Annotated in this window: 19 protein-coding genes, 1 tRNA gene and 1 pseudogene; 7 read left to right on the forward strand and 14 right to left on the reverse strand. The window is 36.3% G+C overall.

Annotation, left to right across the window (positions count from 1 at the left end; genetic code table 11):
* Positions 1-56 precede the first annotated feature (56 nt).
* Complete coding sequence (locus ACLCEG_RS14820; protein WP_410568086.1) at positions 57-881, forward strand: glycosyltransferase family 25 protein; 825 nt, start codon at positions 57-59, stop codon at positions 879-881.
* Between the two features lie 11 nt (positions 882-892).
* Complete coding sequence (locus ACLCEG_RS14825; RefSeq protein ID WP_410568088.1) at positions 893-1786, forward strand: hypothetical protein; 894 nt, start codon at positions 893-895, stop codon at positions 1784-1786.
* Here the strand turns inward: ACLCEG_RS14825 and ACLCEG_RS14830 are convergent.
* From ACLCEG_RS14830 to ACLCEG_RS14845, 4 genes are read right to left on the reverse strand one after another with little or no spacing between them, the layout of a single operon-like run.
* Complete coding sequence (locus tag ACLCEG_RS14830; protein WP_410568090.1) at positions 1783-2817, reverse strand: glycosyltransferase; 1035 nt, start codon at positions 2815-2817, stop codon at positions 1783-1785. The genes ACLCEG_RS14825 and ACLCEG_RS14830 overlap by 4 nt on opposite strands.
* Before the next feature lie 11 nt (positions 2818-2828).
* On the reverse strand, positions 2829-3593 hold the full coding sequence (locus tag ACLCEG_RS14835) for a glycosyltransferase family 2 protein (RefSeq protein ID WP_410568092.1): 765 nt from the start codon (positions 3591-3593) through the stop codon (positions 2829-2831).
* On the reverse strand, positions 3590-4345 hold the full coding sequence (locus ACLCEG_RS14840) for a polysaccharide deacetylase family protein (RefSeq protein ID WP_410568094.1): 756 nt from the start codon (positions 4343-4345) through the stop codon (positions 3590-3592). Before ACLCEG_RS14840 ends, ACLCEG_RS14835 begins: the two co-directional genes overlap by 4 nt.
* A complete protein-coding gene (locus tag ACLCEG_RS14845; protein WP_410568096.1) occupies positions 4342-5370 on the reverse strand; it encodes a glycosyltransferase in 1029 nt (342 codons plus the stop codon). The genes ACLCEG_RS14840 and ACLCEG_RS14845 overlap by 4 nt, the downstream gene beginning before the upstream one ends.
* A 125-nt stretch (positions 5371-5495) precedes the next feature.
* Here ACLCEG_RS14845 and ACLCEG_RS14850 point away from each other — a divergent pair, with 125 nt between their 5' ends.
* A complete protein-coding gene (locus tag ACLCEG_RS14850; RefSeq protein WP_227501325.1) occupies positions 5496-7070 on the forward strand; it encodes a phosphoethanolamine transferase in 1575 nt (524 codons plus the stop codon).
* On the opposite strand, the gene ACLCEG_RS14855 is transcribed toward ACLCEG_RS14850, so the two are convergent.
* The 10 genes and pseudogenes from ACLCEG_RS14855 to ACLCEG_RS14900 all read right to left on the reverse strand — a co-directional run bounded on the left by ACLCEG_RS14855 (position 7055) and on the right by ACLCEG_RS14900 (position 18349).
* Positions 7055-7939: a mitochondrial fission ELM1 family protein gene (locus ACLCEG_RS14855; RefSeq protein WP_410568098.1), complete on the reverse strand. Its 885-nt coding sequence runs from the start codon at positions 7937-7939 to the stop codon at positions 7055-7057. The genes ACLCEG_RS14850 and ACLCEG_RS14855 overlap by 16 nt on opposite strands.
* Before the next feature lie 67 nt (positions 7940-8006).
* Entirely contained in the window at positions 8007-8933 is a 927-nt protein-coding gene (locus tag ACLCEG_RS14860; RefSeq protein ID WP_004705670.1) for a branched-chain amino acid transaminase, read from the reverse strand.
* Positions 8934-8957: 24 nt separating this feature from the next.
* Positions 8958-11708, reverse strand: a complete 2751-nt coding sequence (gene glnE, locus ACLCEG_RS14865) for a bifunctional [glutamate--ammonia ligase]-adenylyl-L-tyrosine phosphorylase/[glutamate--ammonia-ligase] adenylyltransferase (RefSeq protein WP_410568100.1) — start codon at positions 11706-11708, stop codon at positions 8958-8960.
* Positions 11709-11775: 67 nt separating this feature from the next.
* Positions 11776-13047, reverse strand: coding sequence for a sensor histidine kinase (locus tag ACLCEG_RS14870; RefSeq protein ID WP_191012160.1), 1272 nt, complete (start codon positions 13045-13047; stop codon positions 11776-11778).
* Positions 13048-13430: 383 nt separating this feature from the next.
* Entirely contained in the window at positions 13431-13994 is a 564-nt protein-coding gene (locus tag ACLCEG_RS14875) for a DUF2939 domain-containing protein (RefSeq protein WP_410568102.1), read from the reverse strand.
* A gap of 1042 nt (positions 13995-15036) precedes the next feature.
* Entirely contained in the window at positions 15037-15246 is a 210-nt protein-coding gene (locus tag ACLCEG_RS14880) for a hypothetical protein (RefSeq protein ID WP_410568124.1), read from the reverse strand.
* Between the two features lie 276 nt (positions 15247-15522).
* Entirely contained in the window at positions 15523-16827 is a 1305-nt protein-coding gene (locus ACLCEG_RS14885; protein WP_410568104.1) for a putative phage abortive infection protein, read from the reverse strand.
* Positions 16828-17065: 238 nt separating this feature from the next.
* A complete protein-coding gene (locus ACLCEG_RS14890) occupies positions 17066-17965 on the reverse strand; it encodes a hypothetical protein (RefSeq protein ID WP_410568106.1) in 900 nt (299 codons plus the stop codon).
* Positions 17966-18046: 81 nt separating this feature from the next.
* A pseudogene (locus ACLCEG_RS14895) lies at positions 18047-18184 on the reverse strand (phage portal protein); the annotation flags it as partial.
* A gap of 78 nt (positions 18185-18262) precedes the next feature.
* Positions 18263-18349 (reverse strand) — tRNA-Leu (locus ACLCEG_RS14900).
* A gap of 182 nt (positions 18350-18531) precedes the next feature.
* Here ACLCEG_RS14900 and queA point away from each other — a divergent pair.
* From queA to tgt, 4 genes are all read left to right on the forward strand, one after another.
* Entirely contained in the window at positions 18532-19569 is a 1038-nt protein-coding gene (gene queA / locus ACLCEG_RS14905; protein WP_410568108.1) for a tRNA preQ1(34) S-adenosylmethionine ribosyltransferase-isomerase QueA, read from the forward strand.
* 153 nt (positions 19570-19722) lie between these two features.
* Positions 19723-20751 carry a hypothetical protein gene (locus ACLCEG_RS14910; RefSeq protein ID WP_410568110.1) on the forward strand — a complete coding sequence of 343 codons (1029 nt, stop codon included), beginning with the start codon at positions 19723-19725 and terminating at the stop codon, positions 20749-20751.
* Between the two features lie 84 nt (positions 20752-20835).
* Entirely contained in the window at positions 20836-21405 is a 570-nt protein-coding gene (locus tag ACLCEG_RS14915) for a LemA family protein (RefSeq protein WP_042075909.1), read from the forward strand.
* Positions 21406-21647: 242 nt separating this feature from the next.
* Positions 21648-22781, forward strand: coding sequence for a tRNA guanosine(34) transglycosylase Tgt (tgt, locus tag ACLCEG_RS14920; RefSeq protein ID WP_410568112.1), 1134 nt, complete (start codon positions 21648-21650; stop codon positions 22779-22781).
* Positions 22782-22849: the final 68 nt, after the last annotated feature.

The following is a 22849-nucleotide window of genomic DNA, read 5'->3' on the forward strand; positions in this document are numbered from 1 at the left end:
CAACAAATACAGAAGTATAGAATATCTAAACTGTATTGTATCAAGTTAGTTGAAACATGAAAAAGATTCTTATCCTATGTGTATCTTTACAAGGAAGTAATGAGCGTCAAGAAAAAATTAAACAGCAACACCAAAACTTGCAATCAATTATTCACGATATACAAATTGATTTTCAGTTCTTCGATGCTATTTATGGGAAAAAACTTCCTCAAGAATATTTAACTTTTTTAAATTTAAGTCGTCAATTTTCAGGATTATGTGATCATGAATTAGGACCAAGTGAACTAGGCTGCTGGTTAAGTCATATGATTATTTGGCAACGTCTAGCTCAAGGTGATTATCAAGCATATGATCGTGTCATCATAATTGAAGATGATGTAATTTTTCAAACTAAACATATACAGCAGAAGCTACACTCTCTATTACAAACCAATCCTTCATTCGCATTCCTAGGAGGGCACTCTGAACCTTCTAGACGTCGAATAAGAGGTTATACAAGTAATGATGAACTTTACTTCAATATGACTGGGCCTAAAGATCTCTATACAGCAACATATGCTTATTCTTTAACTGCTGAGACAGCCAAAAATTTTGTTTCTAAGCAAATTCACAAATTGACTTATATTGATGACTGGAAGTACTTATTAGCAGGCGATGTTTCAACTCCCTTTTATTATTGCTTTGAACATGATGATGAGATGCAAAGTCATATTGCATCGGATAGAAAAGAATACATGAAAAAACCAAATCGTTTTAAAAAGAACTTTAACAAAATGAAAAATGATTTAATTTCTCGAATTATATCTTTATTCATTTTCAAAAAAATTATTCGATTAGCCTTTTTCCTAAACGCTACACAATCACATAAAACGGGCAGCTAACAGGTACTTAGATGTTAATCACTCGCAGTCTACAAAAAAAATGGTACAAGTACCAACAAGCAAAAAAAGCGAAAACTTTTGACTCCCATTGGTATATGCGTTTTGGCTGGTTAGAGCAACCTTTTACTACACTTAAGCAATTAGATTCACTCTTTGAAATTCACTCCCCTAGAAAGTTTACCTTTGCAGATAGCTTTTATGCTTATGAAAATGATCGTCATTTCATTTTTTTTGAAGAAGTCGATGACCAACATCCGGTAGGCTTTCTTTCTGTCTTAGAAGTTTTTAAAGATGGCACCTACACACCACCCGAGACAATCTTAAAACTCGATTACCACCTATCCTATCCTTGCGTATTTAAAATAGATAACACTTGGTACATGATTCCTGAGTCTTCTGCCAACAAAACGATTGAGCTTTGGAAATGTACTGATTTTCCGCTGAAATGGGAAAAACATTCTAACCTTATTGAAAATATTGAAGCAGTCGACAGCACCCCTTTTTATCATGAAGGCTTATGGTATCTTTTTACTTCAACGCGCCGTGATTGTAAGAAGTTTGGTGACCGTTTAGATCTATTCTTTACCGAAGATATTTTGAAGCCTGAATGGCAAGAGCACCCCATGAATCCAGTGTGCCGAGGCCGTCAGCAATTCCGTATGGCAGGCAAACCTTTTATTTATAAAGGGCAACTGGTTCGACCAAGCCAAGATTCTTTAAAACGGTATGGTGGCAATATTGAGTTAAAAGCGATTACTCAGCTTAGCCCGACAGCTTACGAAGAAAAATTACTAGAAGTGGTTTTACCTGACTGGAATCAAGCAGATGACGGTTGTCATACCATTAATGTCGAAGATAACTTCGTGGTACTTGATGCTATCCGCCTTACAACGAAGAATAATTAAGTTTTCAGCAGGCCTTTATAAATATTAAGCGTCTGCTCAGTCATGGCTGGTACAGTCAGTTCAGCCTTGGCTTTTGCATATAAAGGGCCAAAATCGTTTTGAGCCTCAGTTTGAAGCGCACATTTAATCGCTTTTGCTAAACCTTGTGCATCTCCAATCTGTGCCAGATATTGCTCTGGCAGCCATTCAATCACACCGTTCACTTTGGTTGAAGCCATTGCTTTATCTGCCTGTAAAGCTTCGACCATAACAAGTGGAAAACCTTCACGATCAGATGACAAAACCACGATATCTGCTAATTGCACCAAATCTCGAGCATCAGATCTAAACCCAAGAAAAGCGACCCGATTTTGCATGTTTAATTCACTGACTTGTTTTTCTAAACTTGCTCGAAGTGAACCGTCACCAATAATCCATAAATTGGCATCAATCTGTTGCATCGACTCAATCAGTAAACTGATATTTTTTACTGGCTCTAGACGTCCAATACACATAACAACTTTTTTGCTTGCGTCTAGCTCAGCAAAATCTTTTTGAATCGATTGAAGTAACTTTTCTTTATTTTCAACTGTAAGTACAGGTTGAGGATAGACCCCGTTGTAAACCACATGTGCTTTAGACTCAGGTATGCCTTGCGTTAGTGCTTGGCTCACCGCAATAACGGCATCACCCGTTAAATAAGCAGACTTATTCTTTTTAGTACCATGTACTGTTGTCACAAACTTTGGGCCAGATAAAAATGGCTTAATTCGGGCAATCAGTTCAGCCGCCTTTCCTGCTTGTGCATGAATAATAGCAGGTTGAATTTGCTGGATAAGATTTTTAAGTTGCCAGAGTAAAAAAATATTCCAACGGCTACGTGCAAAATCAACCGAATGAAAATGTACTTGTTGGCTAAACTTGTCTAGATAGCAAGGATGTGCAATCACATGTACTTCATGATTTAAAGCGAGCTCATTAACAAGGTTAAAAGTGTGCTGCTCTAGACCACCAACTCCACCACTAGTTGCCAATACCTGAACAATTTTCATAGCCTGCCTACTTATTTTTTATCTTTATTCATCGTCTGTTCAAATAGCTTGGCTTCTTTTAAAAAAGCATAAAACGCGTTAATCATACTATTTACGAAACCACGCCAACCATTTAAGAAACTACGGCGAATAAAATAAGACTTCATGAAAGTCACAGGCATCACCAAAACCAATTTTGCAATGCTTGGAGATTTTCCTTTTTGGTATTTCTCTAGTGCTTTGAGGTTGGAATAGTGGTTATTTTTTTCAACCTTAACGAAAATGCTCGACTCGCCATAATGATAAATATCATGTTGAGCACGCTGAGATTCACCGTCTACGATCACATTTTCATGGACTTTATTAGCAAGGTCATAATGCCCTTTAGACTTACGGAAAAAACGCACCTTTGCATGTTTCTTAGTATGTTTGCTGTTGGGAACACCTAAAAATACATCATTAATTGGTGTGATTAATGCATCAAGTTTATTTTGCTGAATGGTCTCAACAATTTCTTGTTTTAACTCTTTAGATAAGACTTCATCACCATCTAGATTAAGTACCCAATCATTTCGGCACTTTGCTAAAGCCAAACTTTTTTGCCCAGCATAACCTTGCCAATCTTGATGAGAGATTTGCGTATTTTCAAAGCGCTCTGCAATTTCATAAGTATTATCAGTGCTGCCAGAGTCTAAAATAACTACTTCATCAAACTCACTAACACTTTGCAAAGTTCGCTCTAACCAAGCACCACAATTTAAAGTGACAATATAGACACTACATGGAGTTTTATTCATAACTTATAACGTCCTTTAGCAAGGGCGATACGCATCTGTAAAGCATTCATGGCACCATGCGTGCTGACACGTGGAATATTAAATTGATTAACTGCTTCGTAAGCTTCGATTTTTTTACGAGTTGATACTGCATTTTTAAAGCCAATCTCTTGGGCCATTTTCTGGTGCTTTTCATTAAAACGACCAAATGGATAAGCAAAGCTCGGACATTTTCCAACTAACGCTTCAACATCACGCTTAGACTGAAGCATCTCATTGTAAGCCGTTTGATCATCAAGCTTAAGCAAGTTGACATGATGTTGAGTATGCGCACCAAACTCAATCAAACCAGAGTTGGCCATTTCGTGGATTTGATCGTGAGTGAGCTTTTCAATACCTTCAATTTGCGTCGCCAAATAAATGGTTGCCTTTGCATTATATTTTTTAAGTAGTGGATAGGCATAAAGATAGTTATCCATAAAGCCATCATCAAAACTTAAAGCAACCACATTTTTTTGATTGCGGTATTGTTCAAGCTCAGAGACAAAGCAAAAAGTAGTGTCTTTACGCTTCAACAACTGTAAAAGTTGTTCAAACTTTTCAGGAGGCATATTCATACCAGAGGCTGCATCTTTAGGGGTAACCTGATGCAACATCACAATGCGTGGTAGTTTGTTCGAACGAAACGGAAGCCAGAAAGTGTAATTACCCAGCACATATAACAGTGCAGCAAGTGCTAGTAGGCCTACCGCAACGTACAAAAACCACATCATACATAAACCTCATGTGACCATTCATAATCTTCTGAAAGGGGCTGCTTAAATGTCACTTCAACCATATATTGGGTGATGCGTTTAGCATTGAAAGATCTACGTGTTTTCTCCCAGCCCTCTTTCGCTATTTTTTCAGCCTGATCTGGGTTTTGATCAAAGAATTGGATCTTCTTAGCCAAATCAAATTGATCATCAAAGTAAGCCACTTCCTGCTCAGTATAGAGTTTCTCAAAACCAGGAATTCTTGGACTAAAGGTGAGTAAACCATTACCAGTCAGCTGTACAATACGGTCAGAACTATACAAGGTTACGTCATTACGGCGTGAGTAATTAAGTCCCATTTTTGTTTCAGACAAAACCTTATAATAAGCTTTACCGTAAACACCTGGTTGTTCAAAACAACCATAATATTGATAGTTTACATGACCTTGTTGCAGAGCATCTGCTAAGTCCTTTAAAAACTTTTCACGCTCAGGTTCTTTATAAACCACACCGCAGAAGATAAAAGTTTTATCCGTTTTAGAGTTTGAAAACTGTTGCAGAATTTCTACATTACGATGACCAACATTGGGTAAATAAGCTACGCTTAAATGTGGCTGCTTTAACTTCTGTAGATACTCACCACCCGTTGTACAGAAGATAGCATCCAAATATGGAGAGAATGCTTTTACAAAGCCAAGTTTGCTCTCTAAATAAAGCGGGTCAACATACCAAAATGCTATTTTAGTATTTGGATAAGCTTCTTTAATTTGTCTTAGGACATCTGGACTCATCAAATCACTATGACCAATAAGTACTAAATCAGGCTCAATATTATTGACGACTTTTAATACTTCTTTATTGGCCCAATTGGCACCCAATTTTTTTGTTTTAAAAATCGTCCCCATTCGTGCCATATCACGAAAGCTAAAATCATAAACAAAATGGCCATTTTCAATTAATCCGGCAGAAATTTTACGGTCTGTGCAGTAAAAATGTGCGCCTTGTTTATTAAAGCCAAAATTTGCGATATGCAATATTTTCATTCTAAACTCTGTAATTCCATCAATTCTGGAGATGAACTAAAATATTATATCATGCCTGAATTTATGTAGACCCAGTTAGCAAAATATAGGATGATATCGCGCTTTTACACTTGGAACAGCTTAGCGTGATTTTTCGATTCAAAACAGGAAAGTTATGGTTTTTTATTTATTGCTTTATGCTGCTTGTTCCATCATTCATTATTTCCAGTGATGGTTTTTTCAAAGCCTTATATCCACTTATTTTTTTCGTTTTTTTAATTTATCATTACCGCCGTTTTTTCTGGCTTAGCTTACCTATTTACCTTCTAACTCCTTTTGCACTTTATTACGAAATTACCTATAACGCCCCAACTGAAATTTCAGTATGGCTCACAATTTTGGGAAGTTCCACAACTGAAGGTAGAGTCTATTTATCGACACTAGATATTCCTTTAGCAATTGGTTTGATTATTGCCTATATCATTCCTTTGGCTTTCTTTTATCATTTTATTCCAAATCAAAGACTAAACACTCCAATATGGGTACGTATTTTAGCTTTATGTCTTATTTTTTCGCCAATTCAACGCTACCTTAAAGCACCTGATCATCAGCAAGGTTTCCTAAATGTATATCGTCATTTTAAACAATCTTATCCTTTAAATTTAGTGCTCGGTTTACCAGCAGCGAGCCTTGAAGTAAATCGTGTAAAAGACTTCATAGCCACACAAAACGAAATTGAGTGCACACAAGTTAAAGAAACTCGACCTACCATTACAGTATTGGTTATTGGGGAAAGTGCTCGACGCGATCGTTTAAGTTTATTTGGCTATACCAAAAATAATACAACACCATATCTAGCAAAATATAAGAAAGATTTATGGTTATTTAATAATACGATTTCAGGTTCTTATATGACCAGTAAGTCCGTACCCACCTTACTAACAGGAAAGCTCAACGGAACTGATAATTTAAGTCCTTCTATTGTAAATGCGTTCAATGCAGCAGGCTACAAAACTTATTGGTTTAGCGCACAAGCTCAATATGGTGAATATGATTCTCTTGTCTCAGCATATGCATCTTCTGCTCAAGAAACCCAATTTTTGACGCAACATTCATATTCAGCATCACTTGAAACGCATTACGATGAAGAGCTACTCAAATCATTTGACCGAGCTTTAGCAGAGAAAAAACATCATAAATTCATTGTTTTACACCTTTACGGCTCACATGCAGATTTTACAAAACGCTATCCACCGCAATTTAATAAATTTAAAGATACCTATGACAATACGGTACTTTATACAGATTACTTGCTCAACGAAGTCATTCAAAAATTAAAAGCAACTAATCTAGATGCCAACTTAATTTATACATCTGACCATGGATTAAACCTTGGAGAATGTAAAGAAAATAGCTCACTGCATTTAGATATGAAAAATAATTTTGATGTCCCTTTAATTATGTGGAGTTCAAACTCTTGGAAGCAACATCATCCAGAAATGGCGAGTACTCTTTCTAAAGAACAAAGCAATCCTATAAGTTCAATTAATATATTACCTACAGTTTTAGATATGCGAGGAATTCACTGTAAAAATATTTCTCAAGACAGATCATTATTTAATGCAAAGTTCAAAACATATCCAAGAGAAATTTTAGCAACATCAGAAACGGTCAACTATGATAAAGGTCATGACGATAGCCAATGTCATTTAGTGAGCTGATGCACGACCCGATCCGCTTCCTGTAGGAGCTGTCCTTCAGGAAGCAAGTTTATGTCAGATACATTCGCTATAAACTTTTTCTCTAGCAGCACATCAACCGAATTGGTAATACGGTCTTGTTTGAGTCTATCCATTGCAATCACACCGACTCGGCAACCTGCTGTAAGTGCCTCATAAATCATAGAAACACTATCTTCTGTTACCCACACCGCTTCTGCTTTTTGCATTTCTTCAAAAATCCAACCTTGAGGGGTTTGCTCAACCGGACATATCTGTAAATACTTGGCGAAGCTTTGCTGTCTTAAAATGTCGATAAATTCCGCAGGGGTACGACGTGAGGTCGTTAAAATAATTTCAGAGTTTGGATTATGTTCAACTATTTGTTGAATACTCAATAATACTTTTTCTTGGTTCCATTGATGTCGTTTAGATGAACCACCCAATGCAATTAAAATTCTGGCTTTTTGATGGCGGTTTTCATTACGAATTGGATTTAATGCACCACGAGTAACAATAACACGGCTATTTGCTGGAATACCATCGTGCTCGGGAATTACGGCATAGTCAAACCAAGCAATAGGTAAATTCGGCTTCATTAAAATAACGGTCTTGGCCTTTTTGAAAATTTTGCCTAGCAACCAGACACGAAAGTGAGTATGGCTTCCGACTCCAAATATAAAATCGGGTGCTTGTTCAAATAGAGTATTTTTTGAAGAGAAAAGCGCTTTGATTAGAGAAAAAATAGGCAAGTCATTAATAGAGACTTCTTCAAAAGTTGCATTTGCCTGTTGTCTCTGCATCGCCTGAAATAAACCCAAAGCCTGTGAGCGATGCCCTGCTTTACCATCAGAGACATAGACAATATGCATAAAAGCTCCCTAAGCCAAAAATAAAAAGGCGAAACTAAAGTTCGCCTTTTTATGTTAACGGATTAACTTATTTTACGTAAGTTAACCAGTGTTCATATTTTGGATTTCTACCCTGAACTGCATCAAAGTAAGTTTTTTGAATTTCAGTGGTAATTGGGCCACGGGTACCTGAACCGATTGGACGGTCATCATATTCACGAATTGGTGTTACTTCAGCAGCAGTACCTGTGAAGAATGCTTCATCTGCAATGTAGAATTCATCACGTGTAATACGGCGCTCAACAACTTGATAACCAAGATCTCTAGCGATTGTCATCACAGTTTGACGTGTAATACCGTCAAGTGCACCGCCAGCGATATCTGGAGTGTGTAAAACACCATCTTTAATCAAGAATACGTTTTCACCAGAACCTTGGCATACATAACCTTGTGGGTCCATGAGCATTGCTTCATCGTAACCAGAGTGTGCAACTTCTTGGTGAGCAAGAATTGACAACGTGTAGTTACCAGATGCTTTTGCTTTACACATAGTCACGTTTGGATGATGGTGAGTAAATGATGAAGTTTTAACGCGAATACCTTTAGCCATCGCTTCATCACCAAGGTATGCACCCCACGCCCATGCAGCAACAGCGGCATGAATGGTGTTATTTGTTGCTGCAATACCTAGTTTCTCTGAACCGATCCAGATTAATGGGCGTAAATAGCAAGAAGCTAATTTATTTTCACGAACAACATCAATTTGTGCTTGTTCAAGCGTTGCTTGATCATACGGCACTTTCATTTGATAAATTTTTGCTGAATTTAACAAACGTTTTGTGTGGTCTTGAAGACGGAAAATGGCGGTACCTTTAGGCGTTTCATAAGCACGAACACCCTCAAATACGCCCATACTGTAGTGTAGTGTATGGGTTAAAACGTGAATCTTTGCATCACGCCAATCAATTAATTTTCCATCTTGCCAAATAAAACCATCACGATCAGCCAAATTCATGGAACACTCCAAATTGTTATAAAATCATTCACTATCCAACTCAACCGAGGCGGTTGGGTCTATTAATCTTTGCCATAAATTGCAAACGACCGCACGGGTACTACGCCAGTCCGCTGCGCTGACTTGCATGGATTGATTTGCAAGGGCTAAGCGGTGGCTTTCGGCACGTTCACTAAGATAGGCTCGAATTAATGCTGTGGCATCTTCACTGGATAAGCAGTCTGCTTTAGCAGCATCTTCTAATATTCTTACATTATCAGAATAATGGGCGAGATCGGGTTTCGTCCCGCTCCATGCAAGTACAGCATACTGTGCCATAAATTCGATATCTACGATACCACCTGCGTCCTGTTTTAAATGAAAAATACCATGTTTTTTTTGTTCAGAAGACGAACCTAAGTGGTCTTTCATTTTCTGACGCATTTTCAACACTTCTTCACGAACATAAGCTTCATCTCTAGATTGAGTCAATATCTCGCGGCGAAATATTTCAAATTTTTGGCAAAGCGTTTCATCACCTGCTATAGAGCGTGCTCGAACGAGTGCCTGATGCTCCCAAAGCCATGCACTTTTCAACTGATAGTGTTCATAGGCTTTCAGACTGGTCACTAATAAACCAGCTTCACCTGAGGGTCTTAAGCGTGTATCAATTTCATAGACGCGGCCATCAAGTGTTTGAGTGGTCATGAGTGACATAAACTTTTGAGCAACACGCATAGCAAACTCAAAGCCACTAATCGCCTTGGTTCCATCGGTGTCAGCTTGTTCATCTAGATAATGGATAAAGACAAGGTCTAAATCAGAACCATAGCCCAGTTCAATGCCACCCACTTTGCCATAACCAATAACAGCAAAGGCTTTATAGTCGAGTGAGCAGCGCTTTCCCTCAACATCTTTAGGGTAACCATGACGTTTTGCTACGGTCTGGTAAGCTAAATATAGGGTTGCATTAACACTCACTTCAGCAATATCAGTTAATGCATCAGATACCTTCATAAGAGGGCTTTCAGCTAATACATCACTTGCAGCAACCGTGAGTACATTGCTCTTTTTAAACAGGCGAAGTGCTCGCATTTGGTCTTCGACTTGATCAATTTCAATACGAAGCAACTGCTGACGTAATGAGTCTTCTAAATCCTTACGTTTTGGCAACTCAAAATCCATCGATAAAAACTCATCCAGCAGCACCGGATATTGCGTTAGTTCTTCACAAATCCACGGGCTTACCGTCGCCATTTTCACTAAGCGTTGCAATGCCCCTTTACTTTCAATCAGCATTACCAAATATACGGTTCGACGCATGACCGATTCAATGAGCGGCATTAAACGTAATAGTGCAGTTTGCGGTTGTTCAGACTGTAAGATCGCTTCAATCAAGTGAGGCCAGAACGTTTTTAAACGCTGCACCGCATTTGAAGGAAGTTTTTTAAGTGCATGTCCATGCCAAAATTCATGAATCAGATTTTTCGCATTATCATCTAGCACTTCATCTAGCTGTTGTTCTAACTGCCCAAAATTTTCAGTTGCAGCATTAGAACTTGTATCCTCAATCAGTTGTTTAAATTGAACTTTAACTTTTTGACGTTTCTCGTTAAGAACATTAATAAATTCATTCCAGCTAACAAAACCCAATGTATCTATAATGCGTTGTCTTAACTCCACTTCTTCTGGTAATAGCTGAGTTTGCTGGTCATTGAGCGCTTGAATTGCATGTTCAACACGACGTAAAAACAAGTAAGCATCTTTAAGCTCGAATACCGCCTGCTTTTCTAACAAGCCTGCTTCGCCAATGTGCTCTAGACTGACTAAACACTGACGATCTTGTAACTCGCGTTTAGATCCGCCGTAAATAAGCTGGAAGACCTGAACAATAAACTCAATTTCGCGAATCCCCCCCGCCCCGAGCTTAATATCATCTTCAATATGTCGGCGCAGGACTTCACGCTCAATCATGGCTTTCATATCACGCATAGCGGCAAAAGCGGTGTAATCGACATAACGGCGGAATACAAAAGGACGTGTCATCCCTAACAAGTCTTGTCCTTCTTTGCCACCAGTCACAACACGGGCTTTAATCCACGCATAGCGTTCCCACTCACGTCCATGCTGACTTAAATATTTTTCCAAAGCAGCATGACTAATCGCTAATGCCGAGCCATCGCCCCAAGGACGTAAGCGCATATCAACTCGAAACACAAAACCATCGGCAGTAATGTGTTCAAGCAAATAAATAAGTTTTTGGCCCCACAAAATACAGAACTGCTGTATATCTATGCATTTTCGGCCATTGGTTTCACCTTGTTCATCAAAGGCAAAAATCAGGTCAATATCACTCGATAAATTAAGCTCTTGTGCCCCAAGTTTCCCCATGGCAACCACAATTAAATCTTGAACTTTGCCAGAGTAGCCCACAGGTTCACCATGTTTCGCCACAAGTGCAACACGTGCAAAGTCTTTTGCTGCACAAATACTAGCATCAGCAAAGTCAGAAAGTTCACGAGTGAGTGTCACAACATCGGTAAGCTGATTGGCATCCTGCCAAATCCAACGAAACATTAAACGACTACGTAAAATGCGTAATCCACGCATCCAAGATATTTCGTCAGCAATTCCATCTAATGTAGTTTGTACAAATTGATAAATCTGTTCGATCGAGAGCGGTGCAGCAAATTGATCTATTTGATAATCTTGTTCTAAAACAGCTTGATGCAAGCCTAAAACTTGTTCTGCGTACTGACTCGCACGCAATGTTTTTTGTAACTGCTCCGCATTCATATAAAAAGCTCTTTTCCTCGTACTCTGTTTTTAGTTATAGCAGTTCGAGTAGTGGTAGGAAAAGGGATTAGACTAATTTTGCTTCTGGTGAAGAATGATGCTCGGTTAGTGCGTCATGACTTTCTTGAGCAGAAGGTAGTAAAACCTTAAATGTTGTTCCAACACCCTCTTTAGAACCAACATTAATTTGCCCTTGGTTAATTTCAATAAAACGCTTACAAAGACTTAAACCTAGACCAGCGCCTTTCTCGCCTGCCGTACCTTTAAAGCTGGCTGTAATACGTGGATGGAACAAATTTTTGATTTGTTGTTCTGTCATACCCAAACCAGTGTCTCGAACTGTTATTTCTATATTTTTATCAGCTTGTCTAGCTTCTATAAACACTTTGCCTGAGCCATCAATATCGGTAAATTTCAACGCGTTTGATACCAAGTTTTGAATCACAGAAGTCATCATATTAATATCAGCATAGATTTTTAAATCTTCTGGAACATCATTTACCAGTTCAATATTTTTCTTTATCGCTAAGGTACGCAGTACATCACAAACAATATTACTCACTTGTCTCAGCTTAAAGTTAATTGGGTGATATACAAAACGTCCACCCTCTGCCATGGCCCATGTCAGTAAACTTTCAAGCAAGTTATAGGTCGATTGCGAGGTTTCATATAAATAATCTGCAATATTTTGAATGCTAGATTCATCTAAAGTCTCGCGCTCTTTGGCAAGTACCTCGGAAAACCCAAGTAACCCATGAAATGGCGCACGTAAGTCATGCGAAATAATCGAGAAAAATTTTGTTTTACTTGAATTAATTGCCACCTGTTGTTCATAAAGTTCGTTTAACTCTTCATAGTTAAACTTCAACTCAACCTGTTGCATAAACGTAGAACAATAATCGAGCAGCAATTGAATATCATCATCTTCAAAGGTAGCTGCATCATCATCAAAAAAGACAGCAAAGCCCATCGAAGTCTTATCGGGATGTAAAAGATGTACAGCCAATGCCCTACTGCACTCGATGTTTAGTTCTTTTAAATAGTTGGTCAAGTTTTGATAGGAAGGATGTAGATGATTAATGATCTGTTGTTTAGCAAAGCACTGTTTCAAATGCTTCGAAGGCTTAAACGAAATTGCAGTTATACCTTCAGGGCAACGGTGCCAAAAGTAAGGTTCCTGATTAAAAGTTAATAAGGCTTTTTGACACTTCAACAGACGAAGACTAAATCGGAAAAATTGCTCGATATAGTTCTGCTCGGCATTTAATCCAAGTAATAGTGATATTCTACAAGCACTTAACTGCTCGATCTGATGTAGTTCTAAACGCTGGAATGTCATTTGCCCGCCTCACAGATTTTGTCGTTGTTGGTCGGAACCGCTTTCAAGAAATGTACTTATAATCATTATGATCTAATACAAACTTTAACACAGTACATAAAAAGAGCAACGTTCTTTTCAAAATAGAAATGTGAAGTTTCAATTAAAGGTTTTCAGATACATAAAGTGGGTATGCTTGAGAAAAATACAACAAATGTTTGAAGCTAGAGAGTTGTAAGATGTTAGAAATGCGAGTTCAGAATTTTTAAAAGCTGATTAAAAGTATTGTTTAAAAAAAGGCCAATAAACTGGCCTTTTTCAGATTACTATTTATATTATTAATTTAACTATCTTGTACATTATAACCATACAGTTGAATACTAGCTTCCATATCAACAGTATAATTACGACTCTAATTTTTGTTTAGGCTTTATCTCATCCATCGGTAGAGCAATCTTTTTTATTTTCCAGCTTAAACCATCACGCTCCATAATGATTTTTACATCCGAACCATTCTCTTTATTTTTAAAAGTTACCTCAAACATACTTATTGATAAATACCGAGTTCTGTATTCTATCTTTGAGATATCTGTTCGTTCTTTAGGCGTATCCTCTCTATTACCAGATAAACTTTTTTTAAGATCCTTCCCTTGTAGCATCAAGGTCATACCTTCAGGTGTTACTGCCGCATCGACCATCTTTTCGGCCAAAGTTGAAACCATCATTGCACCTAAAGCTTCCCAACCATTTGCTTCTTTAGTTGTGATCTCTTTTAACATATAAGCATTCATCTGATCTTTCAGACTTTGGCGTACGCTTGTATAGTCAATATAAGCAGAAACCTTTTCACTATCATTATCTTTCAATGCATTCTTAATACTATTTAAGATGATATAAGGCGAAGCGTATAAATATCCAAAAATCAAAATGATTAATCCGAAGATTACCCCTATCATTTTTTTATTCATAATTTACTCTCTAATTGTAAAATAATAAGTAGAAAAATAATCCTACCTAAATCATATACATTATCTTGTCTTTTATATTTTAATCAAAATTTACAGCTCAAGACTTTGAATGAAGGACAGATCTATTTATTCCACCAAAATTATTGATCATCACTTATTTTCACAAATCGGCTCCCAAATGAAATTTCATAAGAGATCTAAACTTTCTATAAATTAAGAATTAATAATAAAAGATAAAATTATAATTGATAGGCAGTTATTTTAACCCAACAAAAAACCCCTAAGCCATTATCTTAGGGGTTTTCGTAGAATCTTACGATTCTGAATATGGTCCCGAGGGTCGGGATCTGAAAATAATTGAATAACAGAGGTTTAATCAAAATAATGTGGGTAAATGTGGAGAAAGGTACGATTTATGGTGATTTTTATAAAGCATCAAAAGAAGTACCAAAATAATGAAAACTCAAAATTTCTAATGACGAAAAAAATAGGTAACAAAAGTAACAGTTTTAAGAAATAGCATTTAAACATCTGAATTATATAATTAATTTAATAATTTTATAAAGTGACAATCAGGTGACAACTAGGTGACAAGTTACCCACTTTTCAGGTAACAGAGCGTTACTAAACAAATTATTATTTATCAATAACTTAATCATATTATTACCTAACCTGTTCCCTAATGTCACCTTTCTTTGTGACATTTTTTTCTTATTTAATTCATGCATTTACACATAGTTTCATGAGTGTGTTACCTAATTTCAGATTTTTTATTTTGATTTTAAAAAGCATGTTTTGAGCTAGGACTTTTCAATGATTTTCCTTCTGTAGAAATTTGAGGAAACCGTGTAGAAAAATGCAGAATCAATTTTGATTGGGTTTGCGCTAACGTATGCCATATCTAAAGCGGTTTTACCTACAAATGTGGGTAGCTGAATTTTTGTAGAGAAATCGACATATTTACTGACCAGGTGTGGTGGGGGAACAACCGCCCGCGCTGAAGGAGAATGAGCAAATTTGGACCATTCTCTTCAGATTTTAGTTAGGCTTTGATTTGCTGGTAGATCTCATGTACCTGAAGGTGTAACCCACACATGATGGCATTGAACTCATCACTAGGTAGGTCATCGTCAAAATGCATGCGTGACAGAGCTGATAGGTAATGTTCTAGTTTAGAAAGAGAGTCATTGACTGTTTGAAGTAAGTCTTCTGGACTTGCTGGTTTGTTACCAGCTTTTAATAATGGAGTCATAGTTCTATTCACCTGTGTTTGGTTTTTTCTATGCCATCCCAGCGACCAAACTAGGGTGGCAGACCGAACGGGGTTGGTCGACCGTGAAACACAGGTAAAACGGCAGGCGTTAGCCTCCCCATCCGATCCACCATAACAACGGGTGTACCGAATTATAGACAAAAAAAATCCGCTAGTAGCGGTTGTCTACCATATGTTTCTAAACGAGCGACCAAACTCGACCACCATGTGGGTGGTAAATTTAGAGTAGCTTAGATACTTTCTAGGGTCAATATCTTATGCATTTGAACTAAACTTTTTTAGACTTATATCATTGATATTATACTTAAGCACAAAATATAATTCATTTGTAACTTTTATATTTTTTAAATCATTTAATGTATCAATAAAGGAATTATATTCACCCTTTAAATTTTTCAATTCAAATTTTTCTCTATCCATTTCACTATACGTCTTCAATTTCTTTTCATATTCCAATATTCCATTATTTACTAGATTTATTAAACAATTCACATCATTAATTTTAATATCATCATCAAACCTATATATATTAAAAACCCTATTAAATTTATATTTATCGCTTAAAAGCTTTTCACAATCAGAATAAATTAACTCACATCTTTCAAAATCATCAAAATACTGTAACCATTCATTATTAAACCCAAAGGCTTCTCTCTTATAAAAAAAAGCATTTTTTATTAAATATTTTTTATTATTTTCTTTAAAACCTAAATTTGGACTTAAAGCTTCTAATAATGATGTTTCCTCAACATTTTTCTTTAATTTGGAATTATAAATGCCACTATAGAAAATAATTTCCAGTTCTACTGTACTTAAGGTAGCCTTAAAGATATCTTCATATGACCTACTATTATTCATTCTCTTCTTATTATCTAAAATCAATATCATGATTTGATTACATATACTAATATAACTAGAAAACAGATCAATTAAAAAGTTTTCATAATAACCATGCCAAGTTAGTTCACTATTTTTTAAATCCTTAACTTTAATTATGAATACATTCATTCCATCAAAATATTCCTCTTTACCCTCAAATTTTTCACTCATTCGAATCATATTAATTGCTTCATTTTTAGTTTTAATTAACTCAAAAAATAAACTTTCAAAATTCTGAATTTCAATTTGTTGTTGTTGATCTTGATTTGATATTTGTTGTGAAAGAAGTGTTTTTTTCTGTAAATCTAATAACTCTTTTTGAGTAATAACATTTTCATTTTCCAACTCGGCAATTGCTTTTTGATGCCGAGCTGATTCCTCTTGTGCTGATGCTGCTTTTTTTAATTCTTTTCTAGTTTCTGTGAGTTCATTAATTTGTAGTCGTACAGAATATGTCAGCCAATAGAAAGCAAAGAGTGCAAATATTGGATTTAAAATGCCTCCAAAAAAATCCCCTACTGGCCCCCAATGTTGAGCTGCATCTTTAACATCTATATCTTTCATTATGAGATAAAAAAAGATGACTGCAATGATGATTAAAAAAATAATGATTCGATGAAAATTAATATCTTTATCTATTTTCTCTAAATCTTTATTTGAATTATTTTCTATTTCTTGCATGTTCAAAATGGTAATTGTTAAGTCACTTTGAAGTATAAACAAAAAAAGATAAAGACACTAAGTATCTCTATCTTTTAAATTCAAAAAATTAATTTGTTGAATGAATAATACCAACTAGTTGGAATGGTATTCGGAAGACAGCAAGAATATCATCTCATGTGATTGAACGACAGGATTTCACCTCCCTATCTGACCTCCCAAAACTTAGAGTAAAGGGATAGTGGGAGCAATAAAGGTTTTAAACTTTATTTTTAAAAATATCTTTCAGTACCTGTAAAGTATTATTCGTATTATTAGAATTGATACGTTCTTTTTCTAATTCAATTGTTGATTGGTCTTTTTCTAAAATAAAATTTCTTTCTGTTTTCACAAGTTGGTCGATTACATTATTAATTAGCTTATAATTATTAAGAGCAAGTGATGTCTGCAAAGACAAATACTTTGCCTCTAAGTTAGTCAACTCATTTTGATAATACTTAATATCTTCAAGACTCTTTCTATATAAATTTAGAAAGAAATAAGCAAATAATTCAATCAAAATTACAAACAAAAATCTTGGAATCATTTTTGTTAATAAAACATTAAAGTCATTAATATTTATAAAGTTAAAAACGGAACTTCCGAGTACAGCTATTCCACTGATACTTAAGAACATACCAATTATTAGATTTAGATTACTTCTTCTAGATAAACTTTCTTTTTCAATATTTATTCTTTGAATTGATTCATAAGAGTATTTTGAAATTAGTTTCCATAAATTTTCCTTTTTATGCTCATCACTATCATTTGCAGAACTTTCTACTAAGCTCTTATCAAAAGATAATTGTTCTATCTCCACCAATCTTTCTTCAATTTTATTAACCTTTAACCCCAATTCCTCATTATTTTCTGAAGCAATTTCATAATTAGAATCATTTAAATACCTTAAGAGTAATGGGGTTATAATTGCAGATATAAAAATTGCCATAAATGGTATTAAGGTTCTAAATGCAGTCAAATAAACAGCATGGTCATCAAAATAATAAAGAGCTGATAAGTAGAATGCAATTCCGAAAGCACCTATCAACCCAACTAAAAATAAACCTCTTCCACCATTCTTATTCATTTTTGCTAAAAGGTCATAAAGCTCAATTGACATTTTTAATCCAAATTAATTAGTATCTTTTATTGAATTTTACAGATTAAAAATTAATTTTTAACTATTTTTTTCTAATGTAATTCACTTATTTTTTTTAAATTGAACGATTGTATCCCCTGCCCATTCATTGATTGTATTTTCAATACGGTTCTTTTCAGGAATAATTTCATTAAACCAATAAGCTTCCCTTATATCTTTAATTGAACTAAAGCTTTTAGCAAATTAAAAATTAGACCAACAAAAAAACCCCTAAGCCTTTAGCTTAGGGGTTTTCGTAGAATCTTACAATTCTGAATATGGTCCCGAGGGTCGGACTCGAACCGACACGTCATCTCTGACAGCGGATTTTGAGTCCGCCGCGTCTACCAATTTCACCACCTCGGGAGAGGAAGTATGTTTGTGTTGCGTATATTAGCGCGTTTGTAAAACTTGTCAAACCCTAAGTGAATATTATCGTTCACTTTTAGATCATTTAAACATTTTTCATGATTTAGGCCAGAAGCACAGCCATAAAAAAGCGAAAAAGTTTATACTAGGCCCAATTTTTGCGGTGTTTTTTCCTAAATATGCAACTGTCTGACTTTTCCTTTGAATTACCCGATGAACTTATTGCCCGTTACCCTCTTGAATCACGTAGTGCTTCACGGTTATTGCACCTAGATTCAAAGGGTCAATATCACGATCACATGTTCACAGACATTATCGATCTGTTTGAAGAAGGTGATTTGTTGGTGCTGAATGACACCAAAGTCATGAAAGCTCGACTTAAAGGAAAACGCTCGACAGGCGGTGCGATTGAGATTTTGGTTGAGCGTATGTTGAACCACACCACTGCGTATTGTCATATCAAATCGAGTAACTCTCCTAAAGCTGGTGCCGAGCTTTATGTAGGTACAGATAATATTCCTGTGATTGTGCGTGGTCGTCACGAAAACTTATTTGTGGTTGAGTTTTCGCAGCCAATTTTGCCTGTACTTGAACAATATGGTCAGTTACCTATTCCGCCTTACTTTAACCGTGAAGCAGAAGAAATTGATACTGAACGCTATCAAACGGTTTTCCATAACCCTGAGAAAATTGCCAGTGTGGCTGCGCCAACTGCGAGCCTGCACTTTGACGAAGAATTACTAGCAAAGTTAGAGCAAAAAAATGTTAAGAAAACGTTTGTGACTTTACACGTCGGCGCTGGCACATTTATGCCTGTCCGTACTGATGACATTACCAATCATGTTATGCACAGTGAATGGTGTGATGTTCCTCAAGAAACTATTGATTTAATTTTGGCGACAAAAGCGCGCGGCAATAAAGTCATTGCTGTCGGTACAACCGCAACACGTGCCTTAGAAAGTGCAGCTCAAGCACACGGCGGAAAAATCGCAGCTTGGACGGGCGACACACAAATCTTTATTTATCCGGGTTATGAGTTCTGCATCGTAGACCGTTTAATTACTAACTTCCATTTACCTGAGTCTACCCTACTCATGTTAGTTTCAGCATTGTCGAATCGAGACAATATTTTGGCTGCTTACGAACATGCAGTTAAAAACCGCTATCGTTTCTTTAGTTATGGCGATGCAATGTTGATTGATAAATTAGAAGTTTAAAATTTATAAATGGGTTAAACCTACTAAGTTAATTTAAGGTTTAACCCAGCAACTATAATTAAAATAAAAATAGTCTTGGTATTTCTATTTATCTCTTTCAATTTAAAAGATAATCTAGAGTTAGCACTTTATGATAATCAACTCATTAATTTCATGCCAATTGATACCGTACAACAAGCACTTCATATAAGACGTAAAAAAAATGCACAGGTCTTTCGTAATATTGCTCGACTTTGGGACGCGGGGCAAAAGTCACAAACAGATCAAGAGCTCTTAAACGCGTTACATCCATGGCGTGAAGATCATAACCTTCGTTTTGTAAATGTACTGCCGTATTTGTTAGGTATTTGCAGTATTACGACTTTATTATTTGGATACTTTTTTCATCCTCATATTCAATATATTTTAAGTCTCCTATGGGCATTTTTAACTGGTTTTCTGGCCTATTTGCTCTATGAACCGCAAAAACCTCTAAGCGAAGTCATTCACTATTTAGAGCAGCGTATGACTGCTTTACGTTATGGCTTACAGTTTCAACACTTACCAGCTTATCTTCCAATTCAAGCCCAACCCATTTTAGTCTTGAGCAGACTAAAACAATATTTCCCATTGTTTAATCGAGGCAATGAAGCAAATGAAATTACAGAGTTTGCTTCAGTGACATGGAATGATGGCATTACAGATCATCAAGTCCTGCTATTTAAATATCACTATGTAAATAATTTACCTATTCTTCAAGATCAAAACAGCGATAAAAAAATAGTAAAAGAGATTCATAAAGATTTGTGGGGCGCTTTTATTTTTCAAATACCAGCCTTAGGTATTGCCGTAAGTAATCAACGTTCTCGCTTTTTTGCACCCTACTTAAGCGAATGGCAAAGTACTGACATTCTGATTAACCAAGAGCTCAATATTTTCGGTACTGACCAACACCAGTTAGCTAAAGAAATTAGCCCAAGTCTAACTTTAAAACTTCATGATTTTTTTCAACATTTTAAAGGTGATTTAATTTATCATCATGAAGAGCAAATATTATGTTATCTCGGTGAGCAAGATCTTTTTCAAACCACCAGCAAACGTAGTGAAATTCATGATATTCCAGCATTACGTGGACATTTACGTACCATGACCATGCCGCAATATGAAAAATTTCAGCAATTCATGCTTAATTTAATTAAATAAATCTCTCGTAGTGCTGAACTGGCAACTTATAAAAAATAAGAAGTTAAAAGGCTCAACGAGGGAATAAAAATAAGAGGAGTGAAAATGAAAGGTTTATTCATTTTCTTGGGGATATTCGTTGTACTGATTGCATGGGGCATTCACATTCGTAACAACATTGTGCGTTATTTTAACGCGACCAAACGCGCTTGGGCTGAGGTTGCAAATTTCGAACGCCAAAAAGTAAAAACACTTGAAGCATTAGAAACTACTCTCAATCAATATACTCAGTTCGAGAAGTCGACTCTAGAAAAAGTGACTGCCTTACGTCAGCAAATTCTCAGTTTAAATGTCGATCATACTGATATTGCTCAATTACAGCAGATTGAAAAAATGAGCAAAGAGCTGATCCGCAGCCTAAATATCGTAGTTGAAAACTATCCTGAATTAAAAGCAGATACGCTCTATAGCAAAATGATGGATGATATTCAGGAACAAAATGAAAATGTTGGTGCGGCAATCAGCATTTTTAACCGCAATGTCGAAGTATTTAACAACCAGATTGAAGTGTTCCCAAATAACCTGATCAATACAATGACGTTATCTAAAAAAGCAATTCGTCCTTTTCGCGATAATTTGGCTACAGACAATTTTGACTACAAACCTAACTTTTAGTCTAAATAAAAAATTGGTCATTCAATCGGAAAATTGACCTATTTTATAGCCAGCTACATTTAGTAGTAGAACTACTTGGCAGAATCAAGGAAAATAGCCCTCTTATTTTTAGGGCTATTTGTGTTTTTAAATTGGTCTTCCCGTTTAAAGCTCATAATGTTACAGCCCCTATTTAGCAGCGAACTGTTTTTTCGCCCTTGCACTACCCTACGGTATTGCTTGCTATTGTTCAGGATTTTTAAATGAAGTTTGAAAAATTAGGTCAGTCGGGTCGTGCCCGTCGTGGTCGTTTAACTTTAGAACATGGTGTTGTTGAAACACCTGTTTTTATGCCAGTGGGGACTTACGGTACAGTCAAAGGCATGTTGCCGCGTGATATCGAAGATATTCAGGCACAAATTATTTTAGGTAATACCTTCCATTTATATTTGCGTCCGGGCCTTGAAGTAATCAAGCAACACGGCGGATTGCACGACTTTATTAAATGGAATAAGCCAATTTTAACTGACTCTGGCGGCTTCCAAGTATTTAGTCTTGGCGCTATGCGTAAAATTAAGGAAGAGGGTGTTACTTTCCGCTCGCCGATTGATGGTTCAAAAGTATTTTTATCGCCTGAAATTTCAATGGAAATTCAGCATGTATTGAACTCTGACATCGTCATGATTTTTGATGAATGTACACCGTACCCTGCAACACACGAAGAAGCACAAAAATCATTACAGCTTTCTTTGCGCTGGGCAAAACGTTGTAAAACGCATCACCATGATGAGCTTAAAAATAAAAATGCCTTATTCGGCATTATTCAAGGCGGCATGTATGAAGACTTACGTGATGAGTCTTTAAATGGCTTACTTGAAGTTGGTTTCGATGGTTATGCAATTGGTGGTTTATCTGTAGGTGAACCAAAAGAAGAGATGATCAAAGTTTTAGATTATCTTCCAAATAAAATGCCAGCAGACAAACCTCGTTACTTAATGGGCGTAGGTAAACCTGAAGACATCGTTGAAGCGGTGCGCCGTGGTGTCGATATGTTTGACTGCGTAATGCCGACTCGTAATGCACGTAATGGTCATTATTTTGTCACTGATGGTCTGGTACGTATTCGTAATAGTAAATATCGCCATGACCAAGGCCCTCTTGACCCACACTGCGATTGCTACACATGTAAGAACTTTACCCGTGCTTATCTGTTCCATCTTGAAAAATGTGGAGAGATGCTAGCATCTATGCTTGGTACCATTCATAACTTACGTTATTACCAACGTTTAACTGAAGGTATACGTGATGCATTAGATAATGGCACTTTTGATGAATTTGTTCAGGACTTTTATGCCCGCCGCGGATTAGAAGTTCCACCTTGCCCTGTCGATGAATAAGCGAGATTTGCGCTCAACCGCAAGACAAGGTAAATTGCAAAACGAATTAGGATTATGTCAGGTATCTG

Source organism: Acinetobacter sp. H1(2024), assembly GCF_046557555.1.
In the GTDB taxonomy this organism is placed as follows: Bacteria; Pseudomonadota; Gammaproteobacteria; order Pseudomonadales; family Moraxellaceae; genus Acinetobacter; species Acinetobacter seifertii.